Annotated in this window: 18 protein-coding genes (1 of these 18 only partly in view); 11 read left to right on the top strand and 7 right to left on the bottom strand. The window is 70.5% G+C overall.

Features of this window, described 5'->3' with window-relative positions:
* The first annotated feature begins 13 nt into the window (after positions 1-13).
* Positions 14-667 (top strand): ribosome biogenesis GTP-binding protein YihA/YsxC, encoded by a 654-nt coding sequence (yihA, locus tag AC3WSN_RS18785; protein ID WP_492539959.1) that lies wholly within the window; start codon positions 14-16, stop codon positions 665-667.
* Positions 664-1,047, top strand: coding sequence for a DUF423 domain-containing protein (locus AC3WSN_RS18780; protein WP_238196313.1), 384 nt, complete (start codon positions 664-666; stop codon positions 1,045-1,047). Before yihA ends, AC3WSN_RS18780 begins: the two co-directional genes overlap by 4 nt.
* A 125-nt stretch (positions 1,048-1,172) precedes the next feature.
* Here the strand turns inward: AC3WSN_RS18780 and AC3WSN_RS18775 are convergent, their stop codons facing one another.
* Positions 1,173-1,847 (bottom strand): metallophosphoesterase family protein, encoded by a 675-nt coding sequence (locus tag AC3WSN_RS18775; RefSeq protein ID WP_492543158.1) that lies wholly within the window; start codon positions 1,845-1,847, stop codon positions 1,173-1,175.
* A 55-nt stretch (positions 1,848-1,902) separates the two neighbouring features.
* Positions 1,903-3,066 carry a mandelate racemase/muconate lactonizing enzyme family protein gene (locus AC3WSN_RS18770; RefSeq protein ID WP_492539957.1) on the bottom strand — a complete coding sequence of 388 codons (1,164 nt, stop codon included), beginning with the start codon at positions 3,064-3,066 and terminating at the stop codon, positions 1,903-1,905.
* A gap of 125 nt (positions 3,067-3,191) precedes the next feature.
* Here AC3WSN_RS18770 and AC3WSN_RS18765 point away from each other — a divergent pair, with 125 nt between their 5' ends.
* Positions 3,192-4,112, top strand: a complete 921-nt coding sequence (locus AC3WSN_RS18765; RefSeq protein WP_492539955.1) for a LysR family transcriptional regulator — start codon at positions 3,192-3,194, stop codon at positions 4,110-4,112.
* Here the strand turns inward: AC3WSN_RS18765 and AC3WSN_RS18760 are convergent.
* Positions 4,088-4,735: an RraA family protein gene (locus AC3WSN_RS18760; protein WP_492539953.1), complete on the bottom strand. Its 648-nt coding sequence runs from the start codon at positions 4,733-4,735 to the stop codon at positions 4,088-4,090. The genes AC3WSN_RS18765 and AC3WSN_RS18760 overlap by 25 nt on opposite strands.
* A 112-nt stretch (positions 4,736-4,847) precedes the next feature.
* Positions 4,848-5,342 carry a pilus assembly protein N-terminal domain-containing protein gene (locus AC3WSN_RS18755; protein ID WP_192711497.1) on the bottom strand — a complete coding sequence of 165 codons (495 nt, stop codon included), beginning with the start codon at positions 5,340-5,342 and terminating at the stop codon, positions 4,848-4,850.
* 300 nt (positions 5,343-5,642) lie between these two features.
* On the opposite strand from AC3WSN_RS18755, the gene AC3WSN_RS18750 reads away from it, so the two are divergent.
* From AC3WSN_RS18750 to AC3WSN_RS18740, 3 genes are all read left to right on the top strand, one after another.
* On the top strand, positions 5,643-5,807 hold the full coding sequence (locus tag AC3WSN_RS18750; protein ID WP_192711496.1) for a Flp family type IVb pilin: 165 nt from the start codon (positions 5,643-5,645) through the stop codon (positions 5,805-5,807).
* Between the two features lie 197 nt (positions 5,808-6,004).
* Positions 6,005-6,553 carry an A24 family peptidase gene (locus AC3WSN_RS18745; RefSeq protein WP_373323743.1) on the top strand — a complete coding sequence of 183 codons (549 nt, stop codon included), beginning with the start codon at positions 6,005-6,007 and terminating at the stop codon, positions 6,551-6,553.
* A gap of 112 nt (positions 6,554-6,665) precedes the next feature.
* On the top strand, positions 6,666-7,400 hold the full coding sequence (locus AC3WSN_RS18740) for a M48 family metallopeptidase (protein WP_192711494.1): 735 nt from the start codon (positions 6,666-6,668) through the stop codon (positions 7,398-7,400).
* 41 nt (positions 7,401-7,441) lie between these two features.
* On the opposite strand, the gene AC3WSN_RS18735 is transcribed toward AC3WSN_RS18740, so the two are convergent.
* Entirely contained in the window at positions 7,442-7,816 is a 375-nt protein-coding gene (locus AC3WSN_RS18735) for a hypothetical protein (RefSeq protein WP_492543156.1), read from the bottom strand.
* Between the two features lie 189 nt (positions 7,817-8,005).
* Between AC3WSN_RS18735 and AC3WSN_RS18730 the strand changes: the two genes are divergently transcribed.
* From AC3WSN_RS18730 to AC3WSN_RS18715, 4 genes are all read left to right on the top strand, one after another.
* Positions 8,006-8,548 carry an invasion associated locus B family protein gene (locus tag AC3WSN_RS18730; protein ID WP_238196318.1) on the top strand — a complete coding sequence of 181 codons (543 nt, stop codon included), beginning with the start codon at positions 8,006-8,008 and terminating at the stop codon, positions 8,546-8,548.
* A gap of 80 nt (positions 8,549-8,628) precedes the next feature.
* Positions 8,629-9,261: a hypothetical protein gene (locus tag AC3WSN_RS18725; protein ID WP_492539950.1), complete on the top strand. Its 633-nt coding sequence runs from the start codon at positions 8,629-8,631 to the stop codon at positions 9,259-9,261.
* Entirely contained in the window at positions 9,236-11,305 is a 2,070-nt protein-coding gene (locus AC3WSN_RS18720) for a glycosyltransferase family 2 protein (RefSeq protein WP_492539948.1), read from the top strand. Before AC3WSN_RS18725 ends, AC3WSN_RS18720 begins: the two co-directional genes overlap by 26 nt.
* Positions 11,302-12,897 carry a glycosyltransferase family 2 protein gene (locus AC3WSN_RS18715; protein WP_492539946.1) on the top strand — a complete coding sequence of 532 codons (1,596 nt, stop codon included), beginning with the start codon at positions 11,302-11,304 and terminating at the stop codon, positions 12,895-12,897. The genes AC3WSN_RS18720 and AC3WSN_RS18715 overlap by 4 nt, the downstream gene beginning before the upstream one ends.
* Before the next feature lie 6 nt (positions 12,898-12,903).
* Here the strand turns inward: AC3WSN_RS18715 and purC are convergent, their stop codons facing one another.
* Together purC and nth are read right to left on the bottom strand one after the other, a co-directional pair.
* Entirely contained in the window at positions 12,904-13,698 is a 795-nt protein-coding gene (gene purC / locus AC3WSN_RS18710; protein WP_010684691.1) for a phosphoribosylaminoimidazolesuccinocarboxamide synthase, read from the bottom strand.
* A 230-nt stretch (positions 13,699-13,928) separates the two neighbouring features.
* Positions 13,929-14,732 (bottom strand): endonuclease III, encoded by an 804-nt coding sequence (gene nth, locus AC3WSN_RS18705; protein WP_492539944.1) that lies wholly within the window; start codon positions 14,730-14,732, stop codon positions 13,929-13,931.
* Positions 14,733-14,752: 20 nt separating this feature from the next.
* Between nth and AC3WSN_RS18700 the strand changes: the two genes are divergently transcribed.
* Positions 14,753-15,112, top strand: the 5' portion of a protein-coding gene (locus AC3WSN_RS18700; RefSeq protein ID WP_492539943.1) for a DUF2244 domain-containing protein. Its footprint extends 162 nt past the window's final position; the window shows 360 of its 522 coding nt (coding positions 1-360); the start codon lies at positions 14,753-14,755; its stop codon lies beyond the right edge, outside the window.

Here is a 15,112-nt window from a genome sequence, read left to right as displayed (position 1 = left end):
CGGGCGAGACACCGTGACTGAGACCACCGACGACGCGGCCGACCTCCTCGAGGCCGGCCGCCTCCTGTTCGCAGGCGCCGCCGATTTCTACGCGGCCACCCAGACCCTTGACCGCCTACCGCCCATGGAGGGCGTCGAGATCGCCTTCGCGGGCCGCTCGAATGTCGGCAAGTCGAGCCTGATCAACGCATTGACCGGGCGGAACACCCTGGCGCGGACCTCGCACACGCCGGGTCGGACGCAGCAGCTCAACTTCTTCCGGATCGGCGAGCGCCTGTCGCTGGTCGACATGCCCGGCTACGGCTACGCGGCCGTCGAGAAGGCCAAGGTCGAGGCCTGGACCCGGCTGATCCATTCCTACCTCAAGGGCCGCGCCAGCCTGGCACGGGTGTTCATGCTCATCGACGCCCGGCACGGCTTCAAGTCGATCGACACCGACGTGCTCGACGGCCTCGACAAGGCCGCGGTGAGCTATCAGGTCGTGCTGACCAAGGGCGATTCCCTCAAGAAGGGCGAGGTCGCGAGCCGTATCGCCGGGATCGAGGCGGGGCTCGCCAAGCGTCCGGCGGCATATCCGCAGGTGATCCTGACCTCGAGCCGCGACGATTCCGGCGTGCCGGAGCTGCGGGCGGCCATCGCCAAGCTTCTGGTGGAGCGCGGCGCGTGAGGCTCTCAGGCCTGGACCGCGCTCTGGCGGCGCTCGCCTGCCTCGCCGGCCTGCTCGGCGTCGCGCTGAGCGCGGCCGCCGCGCATATCCCCGGGGCGGATTCGCTGAAGACGGCGGCGCAGTTCCTGCTGTTCCACGCCCCCGCCATCCTGGCGCTCGTCGGCTTCGGGGCGGCGAGTCTCGCCCGGGCCGGTCTCGCCCGCGTCGCGGCGGGGCTGCTGATCCTGGGGCTGATCCTGTTCTGCGGTGACCTCGCGGTGCGCACGTGGCTCCAGCACCCGCTCTTCCCGATGGCGGCGCCCATCGGCGGCTTCGCGCTGATGGGCGGCTGGCTCGTCGGGATCCTGGGCGCGCTCGTGCCGGCGCGGCGCGGGGCCTGACAGTCCGGCTCGCGACCTGAGCGCCGCTGTCGTTGCGAGCGCAGCGAAACAATCCAGGGCAGCATGACATCGATCAGCGCGGCGCCGGCTGGATTGCTTCGCTCCGCCCGCAAGGATGTTGCGCCTCAGCCGGCCCGAACCTGCAGGAATTTCACCGGTGGCCCCTGCGTGTCGGAAAAAACCCCCGCGGTAAGCGCCCCGCCATAGACCGCGGCGGTGTCGAGGTTCGTTCGAAACCGGCGGATCTCGGGACGCCCGTTTCGCTGCGGCGAGTGACCGTGGACCACGTGGCGGCCGAAATCGTGGTCGCCGTCCAGGAACGGCTCGCGGATCCAGAGGCGGTTGTGATCGTCCGGATCCGGGATCTCTCCGCCGGGCCGGAAGCCGGCATGGACATACCAGCGCGCTTCGTCCTCGTGCAGGGTCGGCAGGCCCTCGAGCCAGTCGAGGGTGTCGCGCGGCAGATCGCCGACCTCCCGCGCACCGAAGGCGGCGAGCGTCGCTTCCCCGCCGTTGTAGAGCCAGTGCTCCGCCGCCTGGGGCGTCTGCAGGGCGTCGAGCAGCATTCGCTCGTGGTTGCCCATCAGGCAGACGACGCGCTCGGGCTCGGCCCAGTTCAGGCGGCTGACGGTGCGGAGCACCGCGGCGCTGTCAGGGCCGCGGTCGATGTAGTCCCCGAGAAAGACCAGCCGGTGCGCGCGGCCGCCGGCGTGGTCCTCGATCCGCTTCAGCAAGGCGTCGAGGAGGGCGGCGCAGCCGTGGACGTCGCCGATTGCGTAGGTGAGGGGGCCGGAATCCATGGTGCCATCGTCCATCGCGGCGCCGCGCTCCGCAAGACCGCGCCGGGCCGGCGGGCTACTCAGCCAGGGCGCGCATCACCGCAATCAGGTCCGCCTTGCCCTCGAAGCCGATGCCCGGCAACTCCGGCATGGTGATGTGGCCGTCCTCGACGCGGACTCCGTCCGGGAAGCCGCCATAGGGCTGGAACAGGTCCGGATAGCTCTCGTTGCCGCCGAGTCCGAGGCCGGCCGCGATGTTGAGCGACATCTGGTGCCCGCCATGCGGGATGCAGCGGGACGGTGACCAGCCGAACTCGGCCAGCACGTCGAGGGTGCGCAGATACTCCACCAGCCCGTATGACAGGGCGCAGTCGAATTGCAGCCAGTCGCGGTCGGGCCGCATGTTTCCGTAGCGCAGGAGATTGCGCGCATCCTGGTGCGAGAACAGGTTCTCGCCGGTGGCCATCGGCCCGGGATAGTAGGGCGCGAGCGCCGCCTGGAGCGCGTAGTCGAGGGGGTCGCCCGCCTCCTCGTACCAGAACAGCGGATAGTCCCGGAGCATCCGGGCATACGCGATGGCGGTCTCGAGGTCGAAACGGCCGTTGGCGTCCACCGCGAGGCGGCCTCGGCCTTCGATCTCGGCGAGCACCGCCTCGATCCGGCGCCGGTCCTCGTCGATCGGCGCGCCGCCGATCTTCATCTTCACGACATTGTAGCCGCGGTCCAGGTAGCCGCGCATCTCGGCCCGCAGGGCGGAATCGTCCTTGCCGGGATAGTAGTAGCCGCCCGCTGCATAGACGAAGACGCGAGGGTTGGCCGCGACGCCGTTCCGCTCCGCGAGCATCCGGAACAGCGGCTTCCCGGCGATCTTGGCCGCCGCGTCCCAGATCGCCATGTCGAGGGTGCCCACCGCCACCGAGCGCTCGCCATGGCCGCCGGGCTTCTCGTTGCGCATCATCGCGGCCCAGATCCGGTGCGGATCGAGGTTGTCGCCCGCATCGGTGAGGAGGCTCGCCGGATCGGCCTCCAGGATCCGATCGCGGAAACGCTCGCGGATCAGGCCGCCCTGGCCGTAGCGGCCGTTGGAGTTGAAGCCGTAGCCGACGACCCGCCGCCCGTCCCGGACCTCGTCGGTCACCACCGCCACGAGGCTCGTGGTCATCTTCGAGAAGTCGATGTAGGCGTTGCGGATCGGCGAGGCGATCGGCTTGGTGACCTCGCGGACGTCGACGATGCGCATGGCTCTCTCCTGGCTGGGGCGGTGATCGCGCTCTAACCCCGGTGGCGGCCGGGAGGCCAATGCCGATTCCGGGTCGCGCGATGCGCGGCCGGCATCGGCCGTGCGCTACCACCAGGGAGTCCCACATGGACCTGGACTGGCTGAGGGATTTTCTGGCGCTCGCCGAGCACCGGACCTTCTCGCGGGCCGCGGAGGCCCGGCACGTGACGCAGCCGGCCTTCAGCCGGCGGATCCGCGCCCTGGAGGATTGGATCGGGGCGCCCCTGTTCCTGCGGGGCGCGCAGGGCGCCGTCCTGACGCGCGCCGGTGACCGGTTCCGCCCGGAGGCGGAGAACCTGGTCCGCGGCCTGGAGCGGGCCCGCCGGGAGACCCGGGCGGCCGGCGACCGCGCCGGGGCGAGCCTCGCCATCGCCGCCACGCACGCCCTATCCTTCACCTTCTTCCCCGGCTGGATCCGGGGATGCGTGCAGTTCGACGCGCTCGGCGCGCTGAACCTGATCTCGGACAGCATGGAGGCTTGCGAGGCGATCATGCTGGCCGGCGAGGTGCAGTTTCTTCTCTGCCACTATCGCGCCGACGCCCAGACCCGCCTCGACGACGGACGGTTCGAATCTGTCCGCGTCGGCGCGGACAGCCTCGTCCCGCTCTGCGCGCCGACCGACGGCGGCGCACCGCTCTGGCCGCTCGCCGTGCCGGGCCGTCCGGCACGCCATCTCGCCTACGGAAGCGCCTCGGGTCTCGGCCGTATCCTGGCGGCAACCGGCATCGCGGGCGACCGGGAGGCGGTCTTCACCTCGCACCTCGCGGCGACGCTCATGACCATGGCCCGCGAGGGCTACGGCGTCGCGTGGCTGCCGCTGACGCTCGCCGAGGCCGCCCTGGAGCAGGGCCATCTCGTCAGGGCCGGGCCCGACAGCCTGGACGTGCCGGTCGAGATCCGACTGTTCCGCGCGCCCGAGAGCCGGACCGTCGCCGCCGAGGCGCTGTGGCAGCGGCTCACCGGGTGCGAGCCCACCGGATCTCAATCCTTCGCGACCCGGGCGTAGCGCCCGTCGTACCGTCCGGCCCGGATCTGCGCGAGGACCTCCGCCTCGCGGGCGGCCTGGGCGCGCACGGCTTCGCGCAGCGTCGGCACGAGGGCGGGCGGGAAGGTCACGACGCCGTCCGCGTCGCCGATCACCACGTCGCCCGGATTGACGGTCCAGCCACCGACGCAGACGGGTACGTTGAGCGCGCCGGGTCCGGTCTTGAACGGGCCGCGCGGGGTGGCGGCCCGTGCGTAGCAGGGGAAAGCGCCGTCGGCGAAGGATTCGGTGTCGCGCACGGCGCCGTCGACCACGAAGCCGGCCACACCGCGGCTCTCGGCGATCGCCTTCATGATGTCGCCCACGAGCGCCCGGCTCGTGTCGCCGCCGCCGTCGACCACGATCACATCGCCGCGACGGACCTCCTCCAGCGCCTGATGGATGGCGAGGTTGTCGCCCGCCCGGACGCGCACCGTAAAGGCTGTGCCGGCGAGCCGCGCGCGTCCGTGGAAGGCGCGCAGGCCCGCGAGGACCGGCATCCGGTCGAGGCAATCGCTGATGGTCGCGGTCGGAACGCCGTCGAAGGCCGCGAGCAGCGCGGGATCGACGGAGGGCGGCGGCGGATTGCGTGAGATGGCAGTCATCGGCCCCGACATATCTCTGCCGCCACGGCCGTCGGGACCAGGACGGGTCACAAGAAGACCCGGTGATCCTGCCTCAGGACGAGCTCGGTGTCGCGGTCGAAATCCGGGCCTGTCAGTGATCGGCGGCCGGTACCGCCCCGCCGCCGCTCGTCGCGAGCTTGCGGCGGGCATCGGCCTGGCCGCTGGTCGCCCCGAAGAAGTTGGCGGAATCGCCGAGCTGAACCGAGGGCTGGCAATTCGGCGTGCAGGACAGGGATTCCCGCTCAAGCCCGCGCTGGACCGTGATCGTCGAATCCCGCGACGCCTCGACCCGGATCGTCGTCTCGGCGATCATCGCCCCGGCATTGTCGAGGGCGATCAGGTTCGTCGACCCGAAGCTCTTGCCGGTCAGCACGAGGACGCCGTTCTTCTGCGGCGTGACTTCCGCGATGATCGGGTTGCCGACGATGACCGTCGACGTCTTCTCGGGCAGGCGGATGACCTTGGCATTGTCCACCAGGATGGTCACCACCGGCAGCGGATCGGGCTGGCCGGCGGCCGCGGCGGCTCCCGCCATCAGGCAGAGAATGAGGCCGGTTCGGCCCGCATGCGACAGAGTGCGGCGCATCGAAAGTCCTCGGGAAAGGGCCGGCGGAGTCCGAGACGCCGCCTCATCGCGCGACACTACGGGGCACCGGTGAAGGAAGCGCTAAGCAAGACCGGAAGTCCGGCGCGCGAGACATCAGGGAAACCCAACCTTCACCAAGCTCACACTCGGCCGGCCTTATCGACCCATGCGCAATCGATTTAACCGATTTTCAAGGCGTAATTGGCAGTCTGTGCAGGCCGCCGATCGAGACCTGAAAACTCTTCATCGGTCATCGCGCAAGCATTTAGTCGCACTGTGTTGATCGAAGGATCTCTCCTCATGAAGACCCTGTTCTCGCGCTTCGCTTCGGACGAGTCCGGCGCCACCGCCATCGAGTACGGCATGATCGCCGCCCTGATCGCGGTCGTCATCATCGCCGCGCTGAAGACGCTGGGTAATAACCTCGGCAACAAGTTCAACCAGATCTCCACGAACATGAACTGATCGCGACCTCGACGGCCACGATCTGCGGCAGGTCTGAGACTCCCTGGCTGTCAATGGACAGACGGGGATGTCTCGACCGGCCGGCGCGGCCGTTGGTCCAGGTCTGAGTGCGCGGGGGCAGGCTGGGCCCGGCCCCGTTGGATCGATCCTCCGCAGCAAGCAACGTCAAGGTTGGTCCCGCGATGGTCGGCGCAGGCATGGCAAGTTCCGTGGCGGTTTCAGGGATCCCGGGTCTCGGCCTCGCCGGCTTCGGATTGCTGGTGCTGTTCCCGTTCCTGATGGCCTATGCTGCGGCGAGCGACCTGCTCACGATGCTGATCCCGAACCGCATCTCGCTCGCCCTCGTCGCCGGTTTCGCGGTCCTGGCCCTGACGGGGCCGATGAGCTGGACCGAGATCGGCTTCCATCTCGGCGCCGGCGCGGCCGTGCTCGTGGCGACCTTCACGCTCTTCGCCTTCGGAATCATCGGCGGCGGCGATGCCAAGCTGGCGGCTGCCACTGCCCTGTGGCTCGGCTTCGACGGTCTCGGCGACTATCTCCTCGTCGCCTCGGTCTTTGGGGGAGCCCTGACCCTGGGCATCCTGTTCGCGCGGTCGCATCCGCTGCCCGGCCGGATCGCCCGCATGCCGTTCGCCCTGCATCTGCACGATGCCAAGACCGGCATTCCCTACGGCATCGCCCTCGCGGCCGCGGCCCTGCTCGTGCTGCCCGAGACCGAGGTGTGGACCCGGGCGCTGGCGGGCTGACGCGACGGGACGTCGCCGGACGAGCGCTCGTTCCCCGCCTGCACCGCTCCGCCGCGTGAATTCCTCGGTTCGGGATCTGGAGCCGCGGTCCCCGCCTGGATAAAAGTCGAGCATGCCCCTCGCGCTGCTGCGTCGCCCCGATCCGGAACACCTCGAGGTTGAGCACGAGGGGGCGAGCCTTCACATCGCGCTCCGTCGGCGCCCGACCGCGCGCCGCATCACTCTCCGGGTCTCGGCCGCCACCGGCGAGGTGGTGATCACCCTGCCCAGCCGGACCGCCGTGAACACCGCGCAGCGTTTCGCCGCGAGCCATGCGGGCTGGATCGCCGCGCGGCTCGCGCGCGTGCCCGCGCGCGTGCTCTTCGAGCCGGGGGCCGAGGTGCCCCTGCGCGGCGAGGCGCACCGCATCTGCCTGCGCGACACCCGCAGCGGCGCGGTGCGCGTCGTGCGCGAGAACGACGCGTCGGTGATCTCGGTCTCCTGCGACCCGGCCCATGTGGCGCGCCGGGTCCGGGATTTCCTCACCCGGGAAGCGCGGCGCGACCTCGCGGAGGCGATCGAGCGCTACGCACCGCGTCTCGGCCAGCGGCCGACCCGCATGACCCTGCGCGATACTCGCAGCCGCTGGGGGTCCTGCACGGCGCGCGGCGAGCTGAACTTCTCCTGGCGCCTGATCCTGGCACCGCCGATGGTGCTCGACTACCTCGTCGCCCACGAGATGGCGCACCTGCGCGAGATGAACCATTCGCCGCGGTTCTGGGCGCTCCTGGGCGACCTCTGCCCGAACGTGGAGGCCGCCGAAGCCTGGCTCAAGCGCAACGGCAGCAGCCTGCACCGTTACGGCTGAGCGGCCGGACGGGCCGGCATCAGGATAGCGTCAGCCCGTCGTCAGCCTTTGGCGCGCAGCACGCGCTGGCGGACCACGACGTCGGCCGGCCATACTGGCCGCGGATCGACTTCGCCGGGCATGAGCGTGCGCGGGGCGACGCTGTCGCAGACCTCGCGCTGGCGGATGATCACCGGGTTGCCGAACGCGTCGCGCCGGCGGATCACGCCGCCGTCCCGGCAGAAGCCGGCGATCGCCGCCTGGCCGTTGCGGCGGCCGTACGGGTTCGCCGCGACCGGCGGATGCTCGACCACCAGCGTGTCGCTGCGGTTGAGCGAGCGCTCGACATAGGTGGTCTCGTCGACCGGCAGGGACTGGGCCCCGGCCTGCGCGAGGGTGGCCATCAGGCAGGCGGCCGAGAGGGCGAGCAGGCGCATCACGGGTTTAGGATCCGGCGCTGGAGGACTGACGGGGATTTATCTAGGCCGGGACTGCCCGCCCGGATAGCGTCGAGGCGCAACACCGCGCCCGCATCGCTTGACAGCGCGGGTCCGGCCATGGTCGGAACACGCCCGATTGTACGGCTCCCGCCGGTCCTCGGCCGGAGCGTTCCGAAGGGTTCGTCGGTGCCGCTTCACGCGAGGCTCGTTCGTTTCCGGCGCGCTGCCCGGCGCGTCGCGCTGCCGGTCTTCCTCGCCCTCGTCGCGGCAGCGCTTGCGCCGGCGGGGCCCGCGGCCGCCCAGGGCATGGTGCGCAAGACTTTCGAGGACTGGCAGCTGCGCTGCGAGACTCCGGCCGGCGCCAAGGCCGAGCAATGCGCCCTGGTGCAGTATCTGGCTGCCGAGGATCGCCCGAACCTGACCCTCGTGGTGATCGTGCTGAAGACGGCGGACAACCGCGGCTATCTCCTGCGCGTGGTCGCGCCGCTCGGCGTCCTGCTGCCCTCGGGCCTCGGCCTGAAGATCGACCAGACCGATATTGGCCGGGCTGGGTTCGTCCGCTGCCTGACCACCGGCTGCGTCGCCGAGGTCGTGATGGACGACGGGTTGATCCGCCAGTTCAAGAACGGTTCGCAGGCCACCTTCATCGTGTTCCAGACGCCCGAAGAAGGCGTCGGCATCCCGCTCTCGATGAAAGGTTTCGCGGCCGGGTTCGACAGCCTGAAATGACGATGCCGGTCGGGAGGCGCGCGATGTTGGGATATCGGCACATCTCTCTGAAGCTTTCAGCGAAGACGCCGCGGAACGCGTTGATCTCCCGCTCGGCCGCCCCACTCGGCTTCGGCAGCCTTCTGCTGGCCTCTGTGCTGGTCGCTGTCCCGGCCAGGGCCGAGGAGGGGAACGTCTTCTCCAACCTGTTCAAGTTCGGCGGCACCACGGTGCCGCCGTCACAGGCTGAGAGCCTTGATCCGGCCTATTGCCCGCCCGTCGAGGTCGCCGAGGGCGGCGCGGCCTCCCGAACCCTGGCGGGCGAGGCGGTGCGCACACAGTTCTCTCTCGGCCGCCTCGCCCGCGAATGCACGCGGCGCCAGGATGGCTCGATCACCGTGAAAGCCGGGGTGGAGGTGAACGTGCTGCTCGGCCCGGCGGGCGCACCCGGCCGCTTCGACGTGCCGGTGACGTTCCAGATCCGCCACGAAGGCAAGGTCGTGACGAGCCGCGTCGAGCGCGCCAGCGTGACCGTCGGACCCGGCGAGGCCCAGGGCTTCGCCACCATCGTCGCCGACGAGCTCCTGGTCCCGGTCGCCCTGACGGCGGATTACGACATCGCGGTGGGCGTCGGCACCGCGAAGGGCGGTGGCGGAAAGGCCGCCGCGAAGCCGCGGCGGCGCAAGCCCGCGGTCGCTGCAGCCCCCGATGGCGGAGGCGACGCTGCCCAGTGACGCCGCGGCGCGCCTCGGCGATCCCCTTCTCCCACCCGCGACTCTGAGAACGCCGGCCGTCCGCGGCCGGCTCTGGCTCGGCCGCGAGACGCAGTTCCGCCTGGAGCCGACCGACGATCCGGTCTTCGATCGCCGCATTGTCCTGCCGGACGGCACCACCGGCTGGATCGTGCTGAGCTACGGCGGCGATCCCGCGCCGGCACAGCCTCGCCCGATCCTCCGAGTTCTGCGCGGCCCCGAGAACGTCCCGCAGGACTTCGTCCTCCCGGGGGCGTCGTCCGGCATCGCCCATTGGCTCGGCCTGATCCCGTCGGATGCGACGGAGATCCGCCTCTGCGCGGCACCCGACTTCGTTCTGGAACGGGTCGGATCGCGGCGCGAGATCGGGGTCCTCGCCCAATGTCTCTTGCGCCGGCCTTGGCGCTTCGTCGGTGCCCTCTACGAGCGTGCGCGGGGATCTAAGCGCCGCTATCGCGACACGCTGCGCGGTGCCTGCGCGGTGACGTCGATGGCACAGTTTCCGTCCTGGCTCGCGGCACGGGCGCGGCCGGCGCGACTCCCCGTCAGCGGCTTGCGGATCCGCTGCCTCGTCCTGGCGCGGCCCGGCGAGACGGTGGCCTTATCCGCCACGCTCGACGCGCTTCTCGCGCAGACGCACCCCGTGCAGGCTCTCTGCGTCGCCTGGGATGGGGACGCTCCCGAAACGCCGGATCCGCGAGCCCTCCATCGAAGCTGGGACGCGGGCACGTCCGCGGACGACCTGATCGCTGGCGCCGAGGCCCTGTGCCTACTGCGGCCGGGCGACATTCCGGCCCCCGATGCCCTGGCGCTGCTGGCGCAGGCTCTGCCTCAAGCGGATCTCGCCTACGGCGACGCCATCGGCCTCGACGGGACACCGCAGCTGAAGCCGGATTGGAGCCCGGATCTCGCCCTGGCGACGGGCTATTCAGGGCGGCCTCTTCTCCTGTCACGCGCGTTTCTCGTCGCATCGGGGCCGGGGCCGGTTGGTCCGATGGCGCAGTTCGCCCTGGCCATCGATCTTGCCGCGACGTCGGCGCGCGCGGCGCATGTCCCACGTGTCCTCGCCCGCACCGTGAATGACCTCCTCGATCCGGCCGCCCGGGCGGAGGCGCTCGGGGCTCGCCTGAAAAGCCAGGGCTCACCCATTCGTGCCGCTTTCCGCGACGGCGCCGTCCGCCTGGACTGGCCCCTGCCGGATCCGGCACCGAAGGTCAGCGTCGTGATCCCCTCGCGCGACGGTCTCGACCTGATCACGCGGGTCTGCCGCGGCGTCCTGCACGAGACGGCCTATCCGTCCCTGGAGCTGATCATCGTCGACAACGGCTCGACCGATCCCGCCGTGCTGGCCCATTACGAGACCCTGCGCCCCGATCTGCGCGTGCGCATCCGCATCGATCCGCAGCCCTTCAACTTCGCCGCCATGGTCAATGCCGGCGTCGCCGAGGCCTCGGGCGCGGTGATCGTGCTGCTCAACAACGACGTCGCGGTGCTCGAGCCCGGCTGGCTGGAGGCGATGGTCCGGCTGGCCTGCCGGCCCGAGGTCGGCGCCGTGGGCGCGAAGCTCCTCTACGGCGACGGCACCCTGCAGCATGCCGGCGTCGTCGTCGGCCTCGGCGGCCGCGCCGGTCACATCCTGCGCCGCCGTCCAGGCGACACGCCGGGCCATCTCGGGCGCCTGCGCGTCGCCCACGAGGTGTCCGCCGTGACGGCCGCCTGCCTCGCCGTCGCGCGGGAAAAGTACCTGGCGGTGAACGGCTTCGACGCCGAGGCCTTCCCGGTCGACTTCAACGACGTCGATTTCTGCCTGCGCCTCGGCGCCGCCGGCTGGAAGACGGTCTGGACGCCGGATGCGACCCTCGCCCATCTCGAATCGGTCAGCCGCGGACCCTCCGTCGGCGCGAAGCGCGTGCGCTTCGAGGAGGAGGCGGCCCGGTTCTCCGAGCGCTGGCGCGCCGTGATCCGCCACGATCCGTTCTACCATCCCGCCCTGTCGCTCACGACCTTCGGCGAGGATCTGGAATGAGGCCGGAGCGCCCGAGCTCCGGCGGCAATCTGTGTCTTGGATCTCCCCGCCGATCCTGGCGCCGGCTCGCCGCCGCGCTGCGCATCCTTCTGAGCCGGCCGCGGGCCGCCGCCGCGATCGCCGCAGCCCGGTTGACGGGCAAGCGTTTGCGCGCCCGTCAGAGTCTCGCATCGCTCGTCGGGATCGATCACCGGCTTGCGCTCTCGCCGCGCCTCCTGAACCGCTTTCTGCCCGCATCCGAGGACCTGAGCCCCACCTTCCGCCTGATCGGCGACGGCCAGCTCGTCGCCGGTGCCCCCGACCGTATCGAAGCTGCGTTCGCCGCCCATCCGGACGTTCAAGCCATCTACGGCGACGCGCTTATCCAGGATCGGCCCGGCGGGCCGGTCCTGCCGCTGCTGCCGCCGGTCTTCGACGACGACCGGCTGGTGGCCTTCGACTATCTCGGACCCGTCCTTGCCTATCGGAGCACTGCCCTCGATCCGGGGGCCGAACCTGTCAGTCCCGCCGAGGCGGCGTTCCGCATCGCGGAGCGGTTCGGCTCCAGCGCGGTCGGTCACCTTCCGGAGGTCCTCTCGGTCCGGCGCACGGTAGGGGAGGGGGCACAGAATCCCCATGACGCGGTGGGGCGCGGTCATCTCGACCGGACCGGCCGCGCCGAAACCCGCATCGCATTCGGGGCGGACGGGCTGGTGCAGGTGCTGAGCCCGCTTCCCGATCCGCGACCGCTCGCCAGCGTCATCGTCCCGACCCGCGACCGCCTCGACCTGCTCCGCCCCTGTCTCGACAGCCTGCGGCGCTGCACCGACTGGCCCCGTCTCGAGATCCTGGTCTGTGACAACGACAGCCGTGAGCCCGAGACCCTGGCCTATCTATGCTCCTTGGAGGACGAGGGGCTGGGGCACGTCGTGCCCTGTCCCGGGCCGTTCAACTTCGCAGCCATGAACAACGCCGCTGCGGCCCGCGCCCGCGGCGACCTGCTTGTGTTCGTCAACAACGACGTCGAGGCGTTCCGGTCCGACTGGCTCACGCTCATGGCCCGGGAAGCGCTGCGCCCGGATGTAGGGGCCGTTGGCGCCAAGCTCCTCGACGGCGAAGGCCGGATCCAGCATGGCGGCATCGTGCTCGGCACCGGCGGCCTCGTCACCCATGGCCACCGCCACTTCCCGGGCGACGCCCCCGGCTATCTCGCGGCGTTGCGCGTCACGCACGCGGTCTCGGCAGTGACGGCCGCCTGCCTGGTCGTCGCGGCGGACAAGTTCCGGGCGGTCGGCGGCTTCGACGAGGCGGTCTTCGCCGTCGATTTCAACGACGTTGATCTGTGCCTGCGCCTCAACGCGGCCGGCTTTCGCACGCTGCTGGTCCCCGAGGCGGTCCTGCATCACCGCGAGGCGGCGAGCCGCCGCTGGACCCCGGAGGCCCGTGCCCGCCACGCCCGCGAGATCGCGGCGCTGAAAACGCGATGGGGGCCGCTGCTGGTGCAGGACCCCCATTATCATCCGGGCTTCGACCCGGACCTCTCGACCCATGCCCGCCTGCAGCCGGGCTTTCCGGAGGCCGGGCCGGCGCCCCTGCGCCGCCCGCCCGCCTGAGCGCGCCTACTGGACCAGGCGCGGGCCGCCGCCCTGGACCTTCTCGTTCTCCGACATGATGCCGAGCCGCTTGGCGACCTCGGTATAGGCCTCGATCAGGCCGCCGAGATCCTTGCGGAACCGGTCCTTGTCGAGCTTGTCGGAGGACTTGATGTCCCACAGGCGGCAGGAATCGGGGGAGATCTCGTCGGCGACCACGATGCGCATCATGTCGCCTTCCCAGAGGCGGCCGGTCTCCATCTTGAAGTCGACGAGGCGGATGCCGACGCCGAGGAAGAGGCCCGACAGGAAGTCGTTGACGCGGATCGCCAGCGCCATGATGTCGTCGATCTCCTGCGGCGTCGCCCAGCCGAAGGCGGTGATGTGCTCCTCCGACACCATCGGGTCGTTCAGCGCATCGTTCTTGTAGTAGAACTCGATGATCGAGCGCGGCAGCTGGGTGCCTTCCTCCAGGCCCAGCCGCGTGGCCAGCGACCCGGCCGCGACGTTGCGCACGACGACCTCGAGCGGGATGATCTCGACCTCGCGGATCAGCTGCTCACGCATGTTCAGCCGGCGGATGAAGTGCGTCGGCACGCCGATATCGTTGAGGTGCTGGAAGACGAACTCGGAGATCCGGTTGTTCAGCACGCCCTTGCCGTCGATGACCTCGTGCTTCTTCGCGTTGAAGGCCGTCGCGTCGTCCTTGAAGTGCTGGATGAGCGTGCCGGGCTCCGGCCCCTCGTAGAGGACCTTCGCCTTGCCCTCGTAGATGCGACGGCGGCGGTTCATAGGCGTGTACCGTGGTTTGAGGAAGTCCATGGGCCGAGGCTCCTGATGCGCGACGATGGGGAGGAATCCGCGGCGCGGCGACCGGACGCGAGGTCGAGTCGCCGGACGGCCTCTGCCCGAGGGCCCCGGCGACCGGTGGCCAAACTAGCCGAACCGGGCTTCCAGCACAACGCGTTAGCCCGCGGGGCGGGATTGCACCGGCCGGTCCGGACGTGGCCGGAACGGCCGCGCCGGCCCGTCCGCCTCAGCGGATCCACCCGTCACGCCGCCGTCTTGGACGGGTAGCGGCAGAGGTCGGCGATGAGGCAGCGCGGGCATTCCGGCTTGCGCGCCTTGCAGGTGTAGCGACCGTGCAGGATCAGCCAGTGATGGGCATGCAGGCGGTAGGGTTCCGGCACGATCGCCTCGAGCCCGGCCTGGACCTTGTCGGTGGTCGCGCCGACGAACAGCGGGATCCGGTTCGAGACCCGGAAGATGTGGGTGTCGACGGCGATCCGCGGAACTCCGAAGGCGATGTTCAGCACGACGCTCGCAGTCTTGGCACCGACCCCGGGCAGCACCTGGAGCGCGTCCAGGCTCGCCGGCACCGCGCCGCCGTGCTCCTCAACGAGGATGCGCGAGAGCGCCACGACGTTCTTCGCCTTGGTGTTGAACAGCCCGATCGTCCGGACGAAGTCGCGGACCCGGTCCTCGCCGAGCACCAGCATCTTCTCCGGAGTGTCGGCGACGGCGAAGAGCGGGCCGGTGGCGAGGTTGACGCCGCGGTCGGTCGCCTGGGCCGAGAGCACAACGGCCACGAGGAGCGTGAAGGGGTTGACGTAGTGGAGCTCGCCCTTCGGCTCCGGCTCGGCCGCGTGGAAGCGGCGGAAGATCTCCGTCAGCGTCGCGGGATCCACGGCCTCCGGGACGGTCTCCACGGCGGCCGACAGGGCCGGCGTGATCGGGGCACCGAGGCGCGCCGAGGTGGCGCTCTTCGACGCGGATCCGGATCGCGCTGTCGCCCGCGCCGTCGCACCGCGACCGGCGCGATCCGTCACGGGAGGGGGAGTCTTTCTGGCGGGCATGGGCGCGTTATATGGATCGCATGGCGAGCGGCAATCCTTCCGTCCACCCGTACGGGCTCGATCCGGACACGATCGACCGGCCTGTCTTCGAAGCGACCATCCGGCCGCATCAATCCCTCAGCCGGCGCGGCTTTCGGGTGGTGATGACCGGCTGCTGCGCGGTCTCGCTCACCGTCTCGGTCTGGGCCTGGCGGATGGGGTTCTGGCCGGTGGCCGGCTTCTTCGGCCTCGACATGCTGGCGATCTACGCGGCGCTGAAGGTGAGCTTCCGCCGCGGGCGCTCCTTCGAGGAGGTGATGATCTCCCAGATCGAGATCCTGCTCGCCCGGGTCAGCCACCGGGGTGAGCGGCGCGAGTGGCGGTTCAATCCCCTCTGGACG

The organism is Methylobacterium sp. FW102-HT35C08, from assembly GCF_058790235.1.
Note: the sequence above shows the minus strand (reverse complement) of the source record. Positions and strands in the feature narration are given on the sequence as shown.

What these genes read in the sequence shown, in the direction of transcription:
- AC3WSN_RS18755 (WP_192711497.1), bottom strand. Translation starts at nt 5,342, where the DNA reads ATGCGCCGCACTCTGTCGCATGCGGGCCGAACCGGCCTCATTCTCTGC.
- AC3WSN_RS18745 (WP_373323743.1), top strand. Translation starts at nt 6,005, where the DNA reads ATGGCAAGTTCCGTGGCGGTTTCAGGGATCCCGGGTCTCGGCCTCGCC.
- AC3WSN_RS18720 (WP_492539948.1), top strand. Translation starts at nt 9,236, where the DNA reads ATGGCGGAGGCGACGCTGCCCAGTGACGCCGCGGCGCGCCTCGGCGAT.
- AC3WSN_RS18740 (WP_192711494.1), top strand. Translation starts at nt 6,666, where the DNA reads ATGCCCCTCGCGCTGCTGCGTCGCCCCGATCCGGAACACCTCGAGGTT.
- AC3WSN_RS18715 (WP_492539946.1), top strand. Translation starts at nt 11,302, where the DNA reads ATGAGGCCGGAGCGCCCGAGCTCCGGCGGCAATCTGTGTCTTGGATCT.
- purC (WP_010684691.1), bottom strand. Translation starts at nt 13,698, where the DNA reads ATGGACTTCCTCAAACCACGGTACACGCCTATGAACCGCCGCCGTCGC.
- AC3WSN_RS18775 (WP_492543158.1), bottom strand. Translation starts at nt 1,847, where the DNA reads ATGGATTCCGGCCCCCTCACCTACGCAATCGGCGACGTCCACGGCTGC.
- AC3WSN_RS18770 (WP_492539957.1), bottom strand. Translation starts at nt 3,066, where the DNA reads ATGCGCATCGTCGACGTCCGCGAGGTCACCAAGCCGATCGCCTCGCCG.
- AC3WSN_RS18750 (WP_192711496.1), top strand. Translation starts at nt 5,643, where the DNA reads ATGAAGACCCTGTTCTCGCGCTTCGCTTCGGACGAGTCCGGCGCCACC.
- nth (WP_492539944.1), bottom strand. Translation starts at nt 14,732, where the DNA reads ATGCCCGCCAGAAAGACTCCCCCTCCCGTGACGGATCGCGCCGGTCGC.
- AC3WSN_RS18760 (WP_492539953.1), bottom strand. Translation starts at nt 4,735, where the DNA reads ATGACTGCCATCTCACGCAATCCGCCGCCGCCCTCCGTCGATCCCGCG.
- AC3WSN_RS18735 (WP_492543156.1), bottom strand. Translation starts at nt 7,816, where the DNA reads ATGCGCCTGCTCGCCCTCTCGGCCGCCTGCCTGATGGCCACCCTCGCG.
- AC3WSN_RS18765 (WP_492539955.1), top strand. Translation starts at nt 3,192, where the DNA reads ATGGACCTGGACTGGCTGAGGGATTTTCTGGCGCTCGCCGAGCACCGG.